This is a genomic window from Bacillus alkalisoli (genome assembly GCF_002797415.1).
Lineage (GTDB): Bacteria > Bacillota > Bacilli > Bacillales > Bacillaceae_I > Bacillus_CD > Bacillus_CD alkalisoli.
Genome location: NZ_KZ454944.1, coordinates 3,734,634 through 3,751,149, shown reverse-complemented (window position 1 = coordinate 3,751,149; position 16,516 = coordinate 3,734,634). Strand labels below are relative to the sequence as shown.

The 16,516-nt window shown below is 36.2% G+C and carries 17 protein-coding genes and 1 pseudogene; 12 read left to right on the top strand and 6 right to left on the bottom strand.

Annotation, left to right across the window (positions count from 1 at the left end):
- Positions 1-10 precede the first annotated feature (10 nt).
- Positions 11-1,951: an ABC-F family ATP-binding cassette domain-containing protein gene (locus tag CDZ89_RS18590; protein WP_096155859.1), complete on the bottom strand. Its 1,941-nt coding sequence runs from the start codon at positions 1,949-1,951 to the stop codon at positions 11-13.
- A gap of 183 nt (positions 1,952-2,134) precedes the next feature.
- On the opposite strand from CDZ89_RS18590, the gene CDZ89_RS18585 reads away from it, so the two are divergent.
- The 3 genes from CDZ89_RS18585 to tatC are packed head-to-tail and all read left to right on the top strand — an operon-like array spanning position 2,135 to position 3,766.
- Positions 2,135-2,773, top strand: a complete 639-nt coding sequence (locus CDZ89_RS18585) for a redox-sensing transcriptional repressor Rex (RefSeq protein ID WP_096155858.1) — start codon at positions 2,135-2,137, stop codon at positions 2,771-2,773.
- Between the two features lie 41 nt (positions 2,774-2,814).
- Positions 2,815-2,988: a twin-arginine translocase TatA/TatE family subunit gene (locus CDZ89_RS18580; protein ID WP_096155857.1), complete on the top strand. Its 174-nt coding sequence runs from the start codon at positions 2,815-2,817 to the stop codon at positions 2,986-2,988.
- A gap of 16 nt (positions 2,989-3,004) precedes the next feature.
- Positions 3,005-3,766 carry a twin-arginine translocase subunit TatC gene (gene tatC / locus CDZ89_RS18575; protein ID WP_096155856.1) on the top strand — a complete coding sequence of 254 codons (762 nt, stop codon included), beginning with the start codon at positions 3,005-3,007 and terminating at the stop codon, positions 3,764-3,766.
- 305 nt (positions 3,767-4,071) lie between these two features.
- Here the strand turns inward: tatC and CDZ89_RS18570 are convergent, their stop codons facing one another.
- Together CDZ89_RS18570 and CDZ89_RS18565 are read right to left on the bottom strand one after the other, a co-directional pair.
- Entirely contained in the window at positions 4,072-4,272 is a 201-nt protein-coding gene (locus tag CDZ89_RS18570; RefSeq protein WP_096155855.1) for a YdiK family protein, read from the bottom strand.
- Positions 4,273-4,340: 68 nt separating this feature from the next.
- Positions 4,341-5,078 (bottom strand): CPBP family intramembrane glutamic endopeptidase, encoded by a 738-nt coding sequence (locus CDZ89_RS18565; RefSeq protein ID WP_096155854.1) that lies wholly within the window; start codon positions 5,076-5,078, stop codon positions 4,341-4,343.
- A 336-nt stretch (positions 5,079-5,414) separates the two neighbouring features.
- On the opposite strand from CDZ89_RS18565, the gene groES reads away from it, so the two are divergent.
- Positions 5,415-5,702 (top strand): co-chaperone GroES, encoded by a 288-nt coding sequence (groES, locus tag CDZ89_RS18560; protein WP_096155853.1) that lies wholly within the window; start codon positions 5,415-5,417, stop codon positions 5,700-5,702.
- Positions 5,703-5,752: 50 nt separating this feature from the next.
- Positions 5,753-7,384 (top strand): chaperonin GroEL, encoded by a 1,632-nt coding sequence (gene groL / locus CDZ89_RS18555; RefSeq protein ID WP_096155852.1) that lies wholly within the window; start codon positions 5,753-5,755, stop codon positions 7,382-7,384.
- Between the two features lie 82 nt (positions 7,385-7,466).
- On the opposite strand, the gene CDZ89_RS18550 is transcribed toward groL, so the two are convergent.
- The gene (locus tag CDZ89_RS18550; RefSeq protein ID WP_096155851.1) at positions 7,467-8,012 is read right to left on the bottom strand and encodes a site-specific integrase; all 546 of its coding nucleotides are present in this window, start codon (positions 8,010-8,012) and stop codon (positions 7,467-7,469) included.
- A 173-nt stretch (positions 8,013-8,185) separates the two neighbouring features.
- Between CDZ89_RS18550 and CDZ89_RS18545 the strand changes: the two genes are divergently transcribed.
- Both CDZ89_RS18545 and CDZ89_RS18540 read left to right on the top strand, forming a co-directional pair.
- Positions 8,186-8,839: a hypothetical protein gene (locus CDZ89_RS18545; protein ID WP_096155850.1), complete on the top strand. Its 654-nt coding sequence runs from the start codon at positions 8,186-8,188 to the stop codon at positions 8,837-8,839.
- Between the two features lie 549 nt (positions 8,840-9,388).
- Positions 9,389-10,261, top strand: a complete 873-nt coding sequence (locus tag CDZ89_RS18540; RefSeq protein WP_157842799.1) for an AAA family ATPase — start codon at positions 9,389-9,391, stop codon at positions 10,259-10,261.
- Between the two features lie 203 nt (positions 10,262-10,464).
- Here the strand turns inward: CDZ89_RS18540 and CDZ89_RS18535 are convergent, their stop codons facing one another.
- On the bottom strand, positions 10,465-10,668 hold the full coding sequence (locus CDZ89_RS18535; protein ID WP_096155848.1) for a cold-shock protein: 204 nt from the start codon (positions 10,666-10,668) through the stop codon (positions 10,465-10,467).
- 611 nt (positions 10,669-11,279) lie between these two features.
- Between CDZ89_RS18535 and CDZ89_RS18530 the strand changes: the two are divergent.
- Positions 11,280-11,742 (top strand): annotated as a pseudogene (locus CDZ89_RS18530) (CarD family transcriptional regulator).
- A gap of 217 nt (positions 11,743-11,959) precedes the next feature.
- Here the strand turns inward: CDZ89_RS18530 and CDZ89_RS18525 are convergent.
- Positions 11,960-12,730, bottom strand: a complete 771-nt coding sequence (locus CDZ89_RS18525) for an AraC family transcriptional regulator (protein ID WP_096155846.1) — start codon at positions 12,728-12,730, stop codon at positions 11,960-11,962.
- Positions 12,731-12,873: 143 nt separating this feature from the next.
- On the opposite strand from CDZ89_RS18525, the gene CDZ89_RS18520 reads away from it, so the two are divergent.
- The 4 genes from CDZ89_RS18520 to CDZ89_RS18505 all read left to right on the top strand — a co-directional run bounded on the left by CDZ89_RS18520 (position 12,874) and on the right by CDZ89_RS18505 (position 16,504).
- Positions 12,874-13,623 (top strand): sugar phosphate isomerase/epimerase family protein, encoded by a 750-nt coding sequence (locus CDZ89_RS18520; RefSeq protein ID WP_096155845.1) that lies wholly within the window; start codon positions 12,874-12,876, stop codon positions 13,621-13,623.
- 1 nt (position 13,624) lies between these two features.
- Positions 13,625-14,347: a ThuA domain-containing protein gene (locus CDZ89_RS18515; RefSeq protein WP_096155844.1), complete on the top strand. Its 723-nt coding sequence runs from the start codon at positions 13,625-13,627 to the stop codon at positions 14,345-14,347.
- A 79-nt stretch (positions 14,348-14,426) separates the two neighbouring features.
- Positions 14,427-15,452, top strand: a complete 1,026-nt coding sequence (locus CDZ89_RS18510; protein ID WP_096155843.1) for a Gfo/Idh/MocA family protein — start codon at positions 14,427-14,429, stop codon at positions 15,450-15,452.
- Between the two features lie 14 nt (positions 15,453-15,466).
- Entirely contained in the window at positions 15,467-16,504 is a 1,038-nt protein-coding gene (locus tag CDZ89_RS18505) for a Gfo/Idh/MocA family protein (protein WP_096155842.1), read from the top strand.
- The last annotated feature ends 12 nt before the right edge of the window (positions 16,505-16,516 follow it).

Genomic DNA, 16,516 nt, shown 5'->3' with positions numbered 1-16,516 from the left:
ACCGGATTACTTAGTCTTGTAACTCTTCCCATTCTTCCATTAACAGTAGAAGCTTTTCTTGAACTTCTTCATTTTCCATGTTCAGTTCTTGCACTTTCAAATGATTTTGGTATACGTCTGGGTCACAAAGTAGTGTTTCGTTTTCTTCTACCTTTTCCTCTAAGCGTTCTATCTCTGTTTCTATCTCTTCAATTCTTCGCTTTCGTTGACGTTCTATTTTCTTTTGCTCTTTTTCTTGTGCATAACTTTTCGGCTCAGTACTATCAGACTTCAATTGCTTCTGTTTCGACTGGATCGTACTATCCATCTGACTTTCTATCGCCTCTAATTCAAGCTGTTCTTCTTTTTTCTCCACATAATAATCGTAATCACCTAAGAACTCTATTGCACCTGTAGACGAAAGTTCAATAACTTTCGTAGCGATTCGATTAATAAAGTAGCGGTCATGTGACACAAACAAAATAGTACCTGGATAATCAATTAAAGCATTTTCTAAAATTTCCTTACTATCTAAATCTAAATGATTTGTCGGCTCGTCCAATATTAAAACATTGCAACGCTGTAACATCAACTTAGCTAATGCAAGCCTAGCTTTTTCTCCTCCACTCAAGCTTAAGACAGGTTTTAGCACATCTTCTCCAGAGAAAAGAAAATTACCGAGAACGGTACGGACATCTTTTTCTGCCATGTGTGGGTAGTCATCCCACAACTCATCTAACACACGTTTATTAGACTTCAAGTCTGCCTGTTGTTGGTCATAATAACCTACAGTCACATTGGCACCAAATTGTATTTTTCCAATTTGCTTATTCAATTTCTCCACTAATATCTTCAATAGTGTAGACTTACCAACACCATTTGGTCCAACAAGTGCGACACTATCGCCACGAGTTAGAGATATATCTACATTTTCAAAAACAGGCTGGCTTTCATAGGAAAAGGATAAAGAATTCGCCTTCAATACATCGTTCCCACTTTGTCTTTCTATCTCAAAAGCGAAAGACGCAGACTTTTCATCCCCATTTGGTCTATCTAACACTTGCATTTTATCTAGCTGTTTTCTTCTACTTTGCGCTCTTTTTGTCGTTGAAGCGCGTGCAAGATTTCGCTGTACAAAATCGCGCAATTTCTCTATTTGGTCTTGCTGTTTCTCGTACATCTTCAAATCACGCTCATATTGATCAGCTTTCGCTTGCAAATAACTACTATAGTTACCTAAAAACTTCGTAGACTGGTTGCGGGCAATTTCATATACAACCGACACTACTTTGTCTAAAAAATAGCGATCATGAGACACAATTAAAAGTGCCCCAGGATAACTTTGTAAGTACGACTCTAACCATGACAACGTTTCAATATCTAAATGGTTTGTCGGTTCATCAAGTATTAATAAATCAGGCCTAGTTAATAGTAATTTACCAAGAGCTAATCGAGTTCGTTGTCCACCGCTCAAAGTTGAGATAGGTGTGTTATAATCAAAGGTAGCAAAGTTTAATCCATGAAGGACAGAACGAATATCTGCCTCATATTGAAAACCACCTTGTTGTTTATAGGTTTCTTGCAGCAGATCGTATTCTTTTAAAATACGTTCATAAACTTCTGTCTGATTAATAAAGACAGGGTCAGCCATTTTTGCTTCCAGTTCTCTCATGGTTATTTCATATTGTTTAAAATGAGAAAAAACGGACAGCATTTCGTCCCAAATGGAACGTTCTGATTGTAATCCGGTGTCTTGAGCTAAATAGCCAATCGAAACATCTTTCGGCTTAATAATTTCACCACTATCATAGGATAGTTGATTTGAAATGATCTTCAATAATGTGGATTTACCAGCACCATTTCGTCCAACTAGGGCAATTCGGTCTCTCGATTGTACTTCTAATTTAATATTAGATAAAATAAGTTCAGCACCAAAATATTTATTTAACTGATTAACTTGTAAAATAATCATAAGTTTCACCTCAATATGTCTAGATTAAGTTTATCTTTCTTTCCCATCTCTTTCAACAATGGAGATAGGAAGAATTAATTAAATGTTTAAAACAAAAAGAAATCGTTTACTTATTATGTGATGCAAACAGAATAAAGAGCAGAATAATAGATATGATATAGATAGAGTAAATGGGGGAATAAGATGAATAACGAACAAATAAAAATACCACAAGCAACAGCAAAGCGCTTGCCACTATATTATCGATTCATTCAAAACTTAAGCTCCTCGGGCAAACAACGAGTATCATCTACAGAGTTAAGTGAAGCGGTAAAAGTAGACCCAGCGACAATACGCAGAGATTTTAGCTACTTTGGTGCATTAGGGAAAAAGGGATATGGGTATAATGTTCAATATTTGTTAACTTTTTTCCGTAAAACGCTAGACCAAGATGAAGTGACGTATGTTACATTAATAGGTGTTGGTAATTTAGGAACTGCTTTCCTACATTACAACTTCACGAAAAATAACAACACGAAGATTAAATTGGCCTTCGATGTCGATAAATCAAAGATAGGTACAGACATAGGTGGCGTTCCTGTTTATGATTTAGATAAACTAGAAGAAGAGTTAGATGATGATATAACTGTTGCCATTCTAACAGTACCAGCACATGTTGCACAGCCAATAGCGGATAGACTAGTATCAAAAGGTATTAAGGGTATATTAAACTTTACTCCAGCTAGAATTAGTGTGCCTGATCATGTTAGAATTCATCATATTGATTTAGCAGTTGAATTACAATCTTTGGTATATTTCTTGAAACACTATCCATCAGAATAAAAAAGTAGTAGAATAAGTATATTTCGAGGAGGTGACTATTTATGCCATTAGGTATGGGAAGTATCGTAGTTATAGGCCTTGTCGCTCTTTTAATTTTCGGTCCGAAAAAGTTACCTGAACTTGGAAAAGCTGCAGGAAACACGTTGCGTGAATTTAAAAATGCAACAAAAGGTTTAGCAGATGACGATGAAAAAAAAGAAGATCAGAAGAAGTAATGAAGGATGAACGTTTATGATAGATAGAGAAATGACGGTATATGACCATATAGGGGAATTGCGTAAAAGGTTATTCATCATTGCAAGCTTCTTTGTTGTATCAACAATTGGCGGCTTCTTCTTAGCGGAACCTATCATTGTGTATTTACAACAGTCTGATGAAGCGCAATTGTTTGCGTTGCATGCGTTTCGTCCAACAGATGCGATAAAGATCTTCATGCAATTTGCCTTTTTAATCGCGTTTATTATCACTTTCCCTGTAACGCTATATCAGCTGTGGGCTTTCATTAGTCCTGGCTTATATGAAAAAGAAAGAAGAGTTACGCTTAGCTATATACCTATTTCTTTACTTTTATTTTTAAGTGGACTAGCATTTTCGTATTATATTTTATTTCCGTTTGTTCTTAACTTTATGAACAAATTAGCGGAACGTTTAGATATTAACCAAGTGATAGGGGTTAATGAGTATTTTCAGTTTTTGTTTCAACTAACGATTCCATTCGGTATTTTGTTTCAAATGCCCGTAGTAGTTATGTTCTTAACAAGACTAGGAATTGTCACACCACAATTTTTAGTAAAAGCTAGAAAGTATTCGTACTTTATCCTATTAGTGATCGCGGCGTTTATCACGCCACCAGAATTATTATCGCACTTAATGGTAACGGTACCGTTATTTATCTTATATGAAATCAGTCTTGTTATTTCCCGTTTCGCTTATCGAAAAGCAAAAATAGCAGAAACGAAGATGGAATTAGAAAAAATGAATAATGAACAATAAAAAGACGCTGGGAGAAAACTAGCGCCCAAAAAAGAAAGAGGCCCCAAAGAACAAAAAATGTTCTTGGGGCCTCTTCCTATAAATTCACCGGGTTTTGTCCTGACCTATTTTTAGTCAAGATGAACCTCATCAACCTTATGAAGTTCAAAGTCGATAAAAATTTGAGTGAAAATGAACTTCAGCGGCGTTAAGAAGTTCAAAGTCGATAGAAATTTGAGTGAAGATGTACTTCATCGGTTAAGAAGTTCAAAGCCGATAAAAATTTGAGTGAAGATGAACTTCATCGATCTTTTGTCCCAACCCATTTATTTCTCCTTCATCTTTTTAACCTTGTCGTGCAAAATAAACGCTCGAATGGTAACGCCAAAATTGAATGTAGCGAAAAGCATTAATAAGATAGTTTGAAATTGCCAAATAGTATCTCCTACTGACATAATCGCAATGTAGAGAAATAGAAAACCCATAACCAAATATAAATAAGCTATTTTAATAGGGGTAATGCGCATACAATCGTTCCTCCAATATTACTGTTACATGAGTTAGTTTCATCATTATGGATGACTAAGAAACAGACTCACATAAAAAACTTAATAAACCCTTGCATCTGTTCCAATTGCTCGATATATTCTTCGATTCGGTCTCTAAAAACGTATTGAACGAGTACAACAAACGAATTCATCGCAACGTGGGCTATAATCGGCACAAGAATACGATTTGTTTTTACATATAGAAATGCAAAGATAGAACCCATTACAAAGTAAATTAATAAATGTTTATAATCTTGGTGCACCAGTGCAAATAATAAAGAACTTACAATCAACCCTACAGCAAAGTTATATTTCTTATATAAAGTTCCAAAAATAATTTTCCGGAAAATGATTTCTTCTAATATAGGTCCCGCAACTGTAACAGCAACAATGATAGCAGCTGAAGACATGATTAAATTCATAATCTGTTGAGTATTTTCCGAACCTGGTTCAATCCCGAAAACTAGTTGTTGGATGGATGCCGCAATTCCTTGTCCAAATAAAGCCATAAAGAAACCTAATACGGACCAAAGAATGGTACTTGACAAGCTGGCTTGTGCACTTCTAAAGTCTTTCTCTCTAAAGTCTGTACGAAGTATCCATAAAATAACGAGAAGTCCTACAATGAAACTAATAGTTATCCAATAGCTAAATAATAAAGACTCCCTCGCAGCCTGTTCTAATCCTTCTCCGACTCCAAGCTTTAACATAATAGGAACTCCAATTATTCCAGAAAACTGCATAACAACATATGCGATAATTACTTTCCAATAAGTCTTAGTCATAGTTTACTCCTTATGTGATGATTCCATCGTATTGTACCATATAAATACATTTGACCTGTACTAGGAAGGTCTGTAAGTACATATAGTAGTCTTTGTAATGTAAAAAACAATAGATGTTTATAGTGTACGCTCTATTAGGAAATTAATGTTTAGATTATTTTCTAATGTGACATAATGGAAAGGGCTGTAAAGAGAAAAAAATTATGCAAGATACTTGCAAAATTGGTTTTGATTATTTAATATAATAATTGTGTTAGCACTCAAGTGTTACGAGTGCTAATAAAGACATAATTATTAAAAACTATACTTAACGTACATTTGAGGAGGTTGTTTCACATGTTAAAGCCAATAGGTGATCGCATTGTAATTGAACTTGTCCAGTCAGAAGAAAAAACTGCAAGTGGTATCGTATTACCTGACACTGCTAAGGAAAAGCCTCAAGAAGGAAAAGTAGTAGCTGTAGGTACAGGTCGCGTACTAGATAGCGGTGAGCGCGTTGCTTTAGAAGTGGCAGAAGGCGACAGCATTATTTTCTCTAAATATGCTGGTACTGAAATAAAATACGATGGCAGAGAATTTTTAATCTTAAAAGAAGCTGACGTATTAGCTGTAATCAACAAATAATATTAAATTACTAAAAAGATATATGAACATATTCTGAGGAGGTCTTGATCATGGCAAAAGATATTAAGTTCAGTGAAGAAGCTCGTCGTTCTATGCTTCGTGGTGTAGATAAATTAGCAGACGCTGTAAAAGTAACATTAGGACCAAAAGGACGTAACGTAGTATTAGAGAAGAAGTTCGGTTCTCCTTTAATCACGAACGATGGTGTTACAATCGCAAAAGAAATCGAATTAGAAGATGCATTCGAAAACATGGGTGCTAAATTAGTAGCTGAAGTTGCTAGTAAAACAAACGAAATCGCTGGTGACGGTACAACTACTGCAACAGTATTAGCGCAAGCTATGATTCGTGAAGGCTTAAAGAACGTTACTGCTGGAGCTAACCCAATGGGAATTCGAAAAGGTATCGAAAAAGCAGTTGCTGTAGCTCTCAATGAGCTAAAAGCGATCTCTAAACCTATCGAAGGTAAAGCTTCAATCGCACAAGTTGCTGCTATCTCTGCTGCTGACGAAGAAGTAGGTCAATTAATCGCAGAAGCAATGGAGCGCGTAGGTAACGACGGCGTTATCACATTAGAAGAGTCTAGAGGTTTCACTACAGAGTTAGAAGTAGTAGAAGGTATGCAATTTGACCGTGGATACGCTTCTCCTTACATGGTAACGGACTCTGATAAAATGGAAGCTGTTTTAGACAATCCATATATCTTAATTACAGATAAAAAGATTACAAACATTCAAGAAATCCTTCCAGTTCTTGAGCAAGTAGTACAACAAGGGAAACCTTTATTACTGATTTCGGAAGACGTTGAAGGTGAAGCATTAGCTACATTAGTAGTGAACAAATTACGTGGCACATTCAATGCAGTTGCTGTTAAAGCTCCAGGATTCGGTGATCGTCGTAAAGCTATGTTACAAGACATCGCTGTACTAACTGGTGGAGAAGTGATTACAGAAGAATTAGGCTTAGACCTTAAATCTGCAAACATCGGCCAATTAGGACGCGCGGACAAAATCGTTGTAACAAAAGAAAACACTACTGTTGTTAACGGACATGGAAACAGCGACGAAATCAAAGCTCGTATTGGCCAAATCCGTGCACAATTAGAAGAAACTACTTCTGAGTTCGACCGTGAAAAATTACAAGAGCGCTTAGCTAAATTAGCTGGTGGTGTTGCTGTAATTAAAGTTGGAGCGGCTACTGAAACAGAATTAAAAGAGCGTAAACTACGCATTGAAGATGCACTAAACTCTACTCGCGCTGCAGTAGAAGAAGGTATCGTAGCTGGTGGTGGTACGGCTCTAGTAAACATCTACAACAAAGTTGCTGAAATTCAAGCAGAAGGCGACGAAGCTACTGGTGTAAACATCGTATTACGTGCGATCGAAGAGCCAGTTCGTCAAATCGCATTCAACGCTGGTTTAGAAGGATCTGTAATCGTAGATCGTCTAAAACGCGAAGAAGTTGGAATTGGTTTCAACGCAGCAACTGGCGAGTGGGTAAACATGCTTGAAGCTGGTATCGTAGACCCAACGAAAGTTACTCGTTCAGCACTTCAAAACGCAGCAAGCGTATCTGCAATGTTCTTAACTACTGAGGCTGTAGTTGCAGATCTTCCAGAAGAAAAAGGTGCTGGCGGCATGCCTGATATGGGCGGCATGGGTGGAATGGGCGGCATGATGTAATCTGCCCCTGAAACCCTTGGTATGACTGGGTTTGTTGGTAAGGTGAGAGTGAAATGCTAACATTTTGCTAACATTGAGGATATTAACGGAGGCTTCTCATGAGTTCACTGAACTTTTGAGAGGCTTCTTTTTTCATTTCTTGGGTTACGTGGAGGTACACATTTTTCGTAACTTGATCGTCGGTATGACCGAGACGATCCATGATTTGTTCGAGTGAGACACGGGCCTCTGCTAAGAGAGATGTATGCGTATGTCTCAAAGAGTGTGGTGTTAAGTCTGTATTTAGTTCGGCGATAGTAAGAAGTCTCTTCATTCGATTTTGGACTGTTTTAATTACAATAGGATAACAAAATTGTCTTTCCATCTTTGCAAAGATAAAATCTTTATTGTAGTAATCTTTACCTAATCGCTTAATTACTTGGTTCTGGATTTCTTTGTGCTTCTTTAAAGCTTGAATTACTTCTTCATCTACAACAATTTTCCGCTTGGATTTTCGGGTTTCCGGAGGTACTAATAAGTACTCCAAAGTATTATTATTGGGATTGTAATAAGTCTTGGTAATACTTATAGTGTGGTTAATAAAGTCTATATCCTTCCAATTAAGAGCAACTAACTCCCCAACCCTCAAAAGGGCTTTATCAAAACCAACGAAATGAAGTAACTATGAATGACTTGATTATTAAAGGGAATTTAATCCAAAATAAGGAATCTTATGATACACTTTGGTTATCTAGTTTCGAAATATAAAATTTATTATCTCTTAGTCAACTAATTAGGAGGTTTTTTGCTTAGGGGGATTATATGTATAATCTGCTGGTTTTCTTAGCGATAGCTTTTATTGGAATAATACTTTTTTTAATGTTTACAAAAATGAAGCCGTGGAAATCCATTGTAGTAACCATATTAATAATAATAGGTACTTTATTCCTAGTAGGCTTTCGCTTTACTGCATCAAGTGCTTTACCTAATGGCACTAAACCAATAGAAAGTAAAGAAACAACTTACGGGAAAGCAATATTATATGAAAATGTAAATAACGATACATTTGGCTTGGCGAAAATGCATCGAAGTATTGGGTTTTTGTATCATTACTCAGGTGGCAATTCTGGCTACACACTTGAAGGAGATGAACCATTCCAGGCTGCTGGTTTTGGAAGTGATGAAAAAGATGGTTTTATGATTGGAGTTAGAACTGGTAATCCAGATATAAAATATATTGTGGTTGGTAACCACCTGGAAGGCTTAACGCCATCAGAGCCTTACAACTTCAATATGGAAACGGTTGAGAAATATCCCGATAGCTACCATGTCAAAGAGCTAGTTGATAATCATGCCTTCTTTGTACTAGATGAGTATTCTGAGGCAACATGGACAATAAGAGCACTTGATAAAGATGGTAATCTAATTGCAGATAAATTATTCGGAACTGGTGAAGCAAGATATATTGACTGGTAAACTCTAAAAGTTGTTTTGATAGTTAAAAGCGACAATAATTCAAACTAGAACTCCCAATTATATGGAAGTTCTAGTTTTTCTGCTGATATCAACATTAAACTTTAACAGAGCCAAAATAAAAGAGGTAAACTGCATTATCTAAATGTTATGTCAAAAAAATAGTTTATGCTAACATTTGCTAACGCAATTAATAATAAATAGGCTTCTCGTGAGTTGTTAAAACTTGTGAGAAGCCTTTTCTTTTTTTTGTGGAGTTGAAAAAAATATCGATTTTTTTAATATTGACACTATTTATGTTTAGAAATTAATATATAGTCAAGCAAATAATTCTACAGTACTCTACTTCGAAAATAAATCTAAAAGCATAATTGAAACCTCAAACTTTTATTGATAGAAAAAATTTCTCCCTTATGGTGCCATACCTCCACTAGATTAAACCTTTAACGCAGACATCATTTCTAAAAAACTAAGAGTTGATAGAATTTTGCAATTCATTGTGGTTGTTATTTACCAAAACCTTTGAAGTTAAAGCTTGATTCAAAAGAGGAGGTGGCTGAAATTAATAGCCAAACATTCAACAGTTACACAAAAGAGGATTTTTTGAGTGAAGTTTTTATAGATGAAAACCAATATGATACGATCAGGGATCTTTTACAATATAAAAAGAACATAATTTTTCAAGGACCGCCGGGTGTTGGGAAAACCTTTTTATCAAAGCGACTTGCTTACTCTTTAATGGGGGAAATAGATTCAGAACGTGTGGAATTGCTGCAATTTCACCAAAATTATGCTTATGAAGATTTCATTATGGGATATAGACCAGATGAAAACGGGTTTTCGCTACAATATGGAATCTTCTATAAGTTTTGTGAGCGTGCCCTAAAAAATCCAGAACGGGATTATTATTTTATTATTGGTGAAATTAATAGAGGTAACCTGTCTAAGGTTTTTGGTGAATTGATTATGCTAATTGAAAGTGATAGGCGTGGCGAATATGTCACAATGGGGTACTCTAATAAGAAATTCACCGTACCAAATAACGTATACCTGATAGGAACAATAAATACAGCATCGCGTGCTTCAGCCCAATTAGAAGTAGCAATTCGCCGTAGATTTGCGTTCGTGACACTTAAACCAGCATTTAATGAGGGGTGGAGAAGAGCCATTCAAGAATCTGGTGTATCTACTGTTATGGTAAACAGAATCCTGCTTGCCGTCGAGAAAATGAATAAAGAAATAATCGGTGATATCCAGTTAGGACCTGGTTATGCAATTGGTCATAGTTTCTTCACATCGAAACCTGAATATATGGATGAACAGGAATGGTATGATGGAATTCTGACCTTTGAGATCATTCCTTTATTGGAGGAATATTTCTTTGACCGCCCAGAAATAGTTAAAGATCTTATTGAGGGGATCTAAAAATGGAGAGGTAATTTAATCATTTAAGTCAGGTAATGAAAAGAGGCTTCTCACGAGTTGTATAAACTTGTCAGAAGCCTCTTCTATTATATATGTGTATCCCATTAATACAGGCACCATTTTTGGGTTATTATGGAGTATTATTCAGAGAATATAAAAAAACAGGCCTTGATAAAGGGCCTGTTTGGATAAATGATATAAGATTAAGCAGCTTTTTGAACGTTAGAAGCTTGAGCTCCACGAGCACCTTGCTCAACGTCAAACGTTACTTTTTGACCTTCGTCTAAAGATCTGAAGCCGTCAGTTTGAATTGCTGAGAAGTGTACGAATACATCGTCTCCATTTTCTCGTTCGATAAAGCCAAAACCTTTTTCTGCATTAAACCATTTTACTGTACCTTGTTCCATTTTTGTTGCCTCCTAGTGCGTTACCACACATTATATTACTATCCTTGGACAAAGTATCATCAAGATGAAAAGTTAATATTCATACTATCCCTTACACCGAACAAAAATAATTCTTCTTTATCATATCATGAAACGTAAGAAAATACAAATTTTTGTCATTTGAGTGAGTTTCATCATGTACAATTACTAAACGAAAAACGAATATTATACCTATTCTTTCATATAATTTGCGCTTTATATCGAACGTTATTTAATTATTATAAAGTTAACATTCGTTCTTCACTAAACGAACAGTAATTATGAAATTGATTCATTTAGCAAAAATAGTAAAAATCCACAAAGAAAAAGAAGAGCATTATGCAATACAAACAAAGAGCTCATAATGATTAAGTTATCGATCTACGTTAATAGGTAGAGATACAGAATATATACGGGAAAATTAATTTCTCTTTTTTGGAAATTCGATACACTTTCTATTATATTTACCTTTCCTAACTTTTAAAGAAAAAGTAGTTGACTCGTAAAGTAATTTTATGATATTATTAAAAATTTGATAAAAAATAATATATGTGTTATACTTAAGAAGGTTACCATATATGGAGGTGGATTATTTGTTCCAAATTGGCGATAACATTGTATATCCAATGCACGGAGTAGGTATAATTAATTCCCTGGAAGAAAAGGAAATATCAGGGGAAAAACAACAGTATTATGTCATACGAATGTTAATCAGCAATATGCAAGTCATGATTCCTAAGGGTAAAATATTGAGTTCAAGTATACGTCCAGTTACTGACATAATTGCATTAAAACACATTATGCACATTTTTCAGCATGGAGAATCAGATAGATTACTGCCGTGGAAACAAAGGTTTAAAGTGAACACGGACAAAGTTAAAACGGGTAAAATACAAGAAGGTGCTGAAGTTGTACGTGATTTAATGCGTATGAAGAAAGAAAAAGCACTTAATACAAGCGAAAAAAAAAATGCTAGAAAACGCAAATCAATATTTAATTAGTGAACTTAGACTAATTAAAGGAATCACTGAAAATCAAATAAAAAGTTTCTGCTAAGGTTAATTATTTATTAAGCATACATCTCCCAAAAATGTCCTGAATTTTTTGGGAAAATAATTACTATTAAATGTACAACATACACACTCAACTTCCTCCAATCATTTTTAGAGCACTAACTTCTTTTGTTATTTCTACAACTTAATCCATTTCAAATTTGGTGCAGACCCCCAATGCAGTAAATTTTTACTGTACGGGGGTCTTGCGCCTTCAATCCTCACCTACTCCTATACACCCCAGGTGAAACTCCGTATTTCTTTTTAAATACTCGATGAAAATAGGCGTACGAGCTAAAGCCGCAGTTTTCTGCGATGTTTTCGAGTGTCATTGTCGTGTACTTCATTTGATCAATTGCAGCAGATATTCGGATATCTTGCGCGTATTCAATGATTGTTTTTCCTGTTATATCTTTAAAAAGATGTACTGCTCGGGAGACACTTAGACCAGCATGTTTAGCTACATCCTCCACCATAAGGCCAATGGTGGCATGTTCCTCTATATAACGAAGCATCCTTGTTACAACATAGGGTCTAGTGATATCAGAAGTTGTCTCATTCACGGCTCGTTCTAAAGTTAAACAAAGTGCTTTCAATAAATGAGAGGGTAGTTCATTACCTTTTTCCGATAGGGGTCTACGCTTTTCTAAAGTAAGATGTCTCCATAATGATAATATTCTATCTTCTAAGTCGATTTTTGATAGGCGTGGTTTTTCTGAACGGTTCCACCATTCCTCTATCCATGATCCGGATATAGATAAATGATAATCCGCACTAACTTCCTCTTCCTCAATTTTCAGTTCATAAAAATCGCCAGGTATAGCGAATAATAAATCTCCTTTTTTCATACTGTGCTTTTCGTTATTTAGCGTTATTTCACTAGTTCCTTCTGTTTGTAACCGAATCAAATAGCCTGTTAAAGCGTCCGTATCTTGAGAATAATAACCTTTTGTATGATAGGAATACCCACAAAAACGAATATATGTGTCCAAAGATTTTTCTCCAATCTATAAATAAATAGCAAAATAGTTCATGTTTCCATTATATTATCTATTTTGTATAATTTCTATCTATTTTATGATGTTTACATATATGAAAGCGTTTTTATCTATAAGATGAAAAGAGGAGGCATACGATGAGAATTCCAATTGCAGTACAATTGTATACGTTGCGAGAAGAAATAGAGAACGATTTTGCTGGAACGTTAAAAAAAGTGGCTGAGCTAGGATATGACGGTGTGGAACTAGCGGGTTATGCTGGCTTACATGTAACAGAAGTGAAAAGTCTGCTTGATCAATTTGGACTTCAAGCACCTTCTAGTCATGTCCCATTAGAGCAATTAGAGGAAAACTTGGACAAAGTAATAGAGGAACAAAGAATTTTAGGAACTCAGTATATTGTTGTCCCTTATATTAAGCCAGAAGAGCAAAATGAGGAGCGTTACCTATCGCTTATTTCTTTTTTAAAAGAGGCGGAAGTTGCGTGTAAAGAGCAAGGATTCACTCTTTGCTACCATAACCATGATTTTGAACTAGAAAAGCTGAGCGATGGTAGAAAAATATTGGAAGCAATACTGGAAGACACATCTATTAATGCGGAGTTTGATGTGTATTGGCTAACAAAGGCAGGAGAAAATCCGGCAGAATGGCTAAATCGCTATAGTGGAAGAACGCCGCTTGTCCATTTAAAAGATATGACGCTAGATGGCGAAAAGTTTTTTGCTGAACTTGGTACTGGTGGCGTAGATATGGAATCGATTCTACAAATCGGAGAAAAGCAACAAGTAAAGTGGTGGATTGTCGAGCAAGATGTGAGCCGACGCACGCCATTAGAAAGTATTGAAATTAGTATAAACTACTTAAAACAAAAATTTGGAGTGAAATAATATGTTGAATGTAACAGTTTGGAATGAATTTCGTCATGAACAAAAAAATCCGGTAGTTAGAGACATTTACCCGGAAGGTATTCACGGTGCAATCGCTAACTTTTTAAAAGAAGAGCATAACGTAAAAACGGCAACTTTAGATGAAGCAGATCATGGTTTAACAGATGAAGTGCTTAAGGAAACAGATGTTTTAATTTGGTGGGGCCATATTGCTCACGATGAAGTAAGCGATGAAGTAGTAGAAAAAGTGAAGAAACGCGTATTAGAAGGAATGGGACTGATTGTCCTTCACTCCGGTCACTTTTCAAAAATTTTCAAAACGTTGATGGGAACGTCATGTGACTTAAAGTGGCGAGAAGCAGATGAAAAAGAAAGGCTATGGGTGGTAGACCCAAGTCATCCTATCGTAGAAGGAATTGGAGAAAAAATCGAGCTAGAAAGAGAAGAAATGTACGGAGAACATTTTGACATTCCAGCACCAGAACAACTAGTGTTCTTAAGCTGGTTTGAAGGTGGAGAAGTATTCAGAAGCGGATGTACTTATAGTAGAGGAAATGGGAAGATTTTTTACTTCCGTCCTGGACATGAAACATATCCAACTTATCATAATGAAGAAATCCAAAAGGTTATTAAAAACAGTGTAAGATGGGCGGCGCCAACAAAACGTTCTTACCCTGTTTACGGAAACGCACAGCCACTTGAAGAAATTAAACCGAAAAACTAGTAATGCAATGAAGTTACAAATTCACTAGAAACAAAAATAGAGATGCAATTCATAATCGAAATAAATAGGAGGAATTTTTATGAGTAAATTAAAAATTGGAGTTATTGGTTGCGGAAGTATCGCTAAACATCGCCATTTACCAGAGTATGCGAACAATAAGCAAGTTGAAATTGTAGCTGTATGTGACATCGTGGAAGCGCGTGTAAACGAATTTGCAGAACAGTACAGCGCGAAAGCTTATACGAACTATGAAGAACTTTTAGCAAATCCTAAAATAGATGCAGTAAGTGTTTGTACACCAAACTATCTACACGCTCCTGTTTCGATTGCAGCACTTAAGGCTGGAAAACACGTTTTATGTGAAAAACCTATGGCAACATCTAAAGAAGAAGCAGAAGAAATGATCCTAGTTGCAAAGCAAACGAATAAAAAGCTAATGATCGCCCATAACCAACGCTTTGTACCTTCCCATCAAAAAGCGAGACAATTAGTGGCAAGTGGCGAGCTTGGGAAAATTTATAGCTTCCGTACAGCATTTGGTCATGGCGGTCCAGAAGGATGGAGTGCAGACGGAAAAGAAAGCTGGTTCTTTAATAAAGAAGAAGCATTCATCGGAGCAATGGGAGACCTTGGTGTTCACAAAACAGACCTTCTTCGCTATATCCTTGGAGAAGAATTTGCAGAAGTAGGCGCATTTATCGAGACTAGTGCAAAACAAAATACAGATGTAGATGACACAGCTGTATGTGTATTAAGAACAGAAAGTGGCATTATCGGTACGTTAGCAGCTAGTTGGTCTTACGTTTCAAAAGAAGATAACGCTACAGTTATTTATGCAGAAAACGCCATTGTACGTTTGGAAGATGACCCTGTTAACTCTGTTATCGTTCAATACAAAACGGGTGAAGTAGTGAAATATGAGTTAGGTGGCATTCAAACGAACGATTCTGGAGGACAAACAAGCTCTCAAATTATCGATCAATTTATTAATAGCATCATCAATGATGTAGAACCACCAGTTTCGGGTGAAGAAGGAATGAAATCTCTTCAAGTCGTTTTAGCTGCGCTAGCATCTAATGAAACAAAACAAATTACAAAAATATAAGTGGTGAAGAAATAATGACGAAGTTAAGAATGGGAATTATCGGCACGGGCGGGATTGCTCGTGACCGTCACATCCCGGCGTACCAACAAATAGAAGATATGGTGATGTTAGAAGCGGTTTGTGATGTTAACCTAGATGCTGCGAACGCCGTTGCTGAAAAATTCGGGATAAAGAAAGTGTTCACAGACTATAAAGAATTACTAAGAGAAGTAGATGCCGTAACGATTTGTACCCCAAATAAATTCCATGCCGAAATAACGATTGCAGCATTAGAAGCGGGTGTTCATGTTTTATGTGAAAAGCCAATGGCGATGAAAGCTGAGGAATCGGCATCTATGATTGAAGCTGCTAACTCTTCAGGAAAAGTATTATCGATAGGTTTCCATTATCGCTTTACAAAAGAAGCCCAAGCAGCGAAGAAACTAATTTTGGCAGATGAAATTGGTAAACCAATGGTGGCTAGAGTTCATGCGATGAGAAGAAGAAAGGTTCCTGGATGGGGAGTTTTTACGAATAAAGAACTTCAAGGTGGCGGAAGCCTTATTGATTGGGGATGTCACTTCTTAGATCTATCCCTTTGGTTACTAGGAAATCCGAAGCCAGTGGAAGTTGTCGGTCAATCGTATAACCGTTTAAGCAAAATGCCGAACCAAGTGAATGAGTGGGGAAGCTTTAACCATGATACATTTGATGTGGACGATCATGTTACAGCGTACATTCGATTTGATAATGGAACAACGATGCTATTTGAAACGTCTTGGGCGGCTAATGTAAAAGAGGATTCAGAAGGTGTTAGCATTTCAGGGGATAAGGGCGGAATCGATTTATTCCCATTAGAACTAAATCAAGCAAAACACGGAATGTTAACGAGTAGTAAAGTTGACTGGATTCCAGGTGAAATAAACCCAGGTCTTGCGCAAGTAACGAATTTCGTTGAAACGTGTTTAGGTAAAAGCGAATTAGTTGTAAAGCCAGAAGAAGCAATGCGCGTATCTCAAATTATCGATGCTATTTACTTAAGTAGTGAAACAGGTAAAAGCGTACAATTATAAAAGGAGGTAATA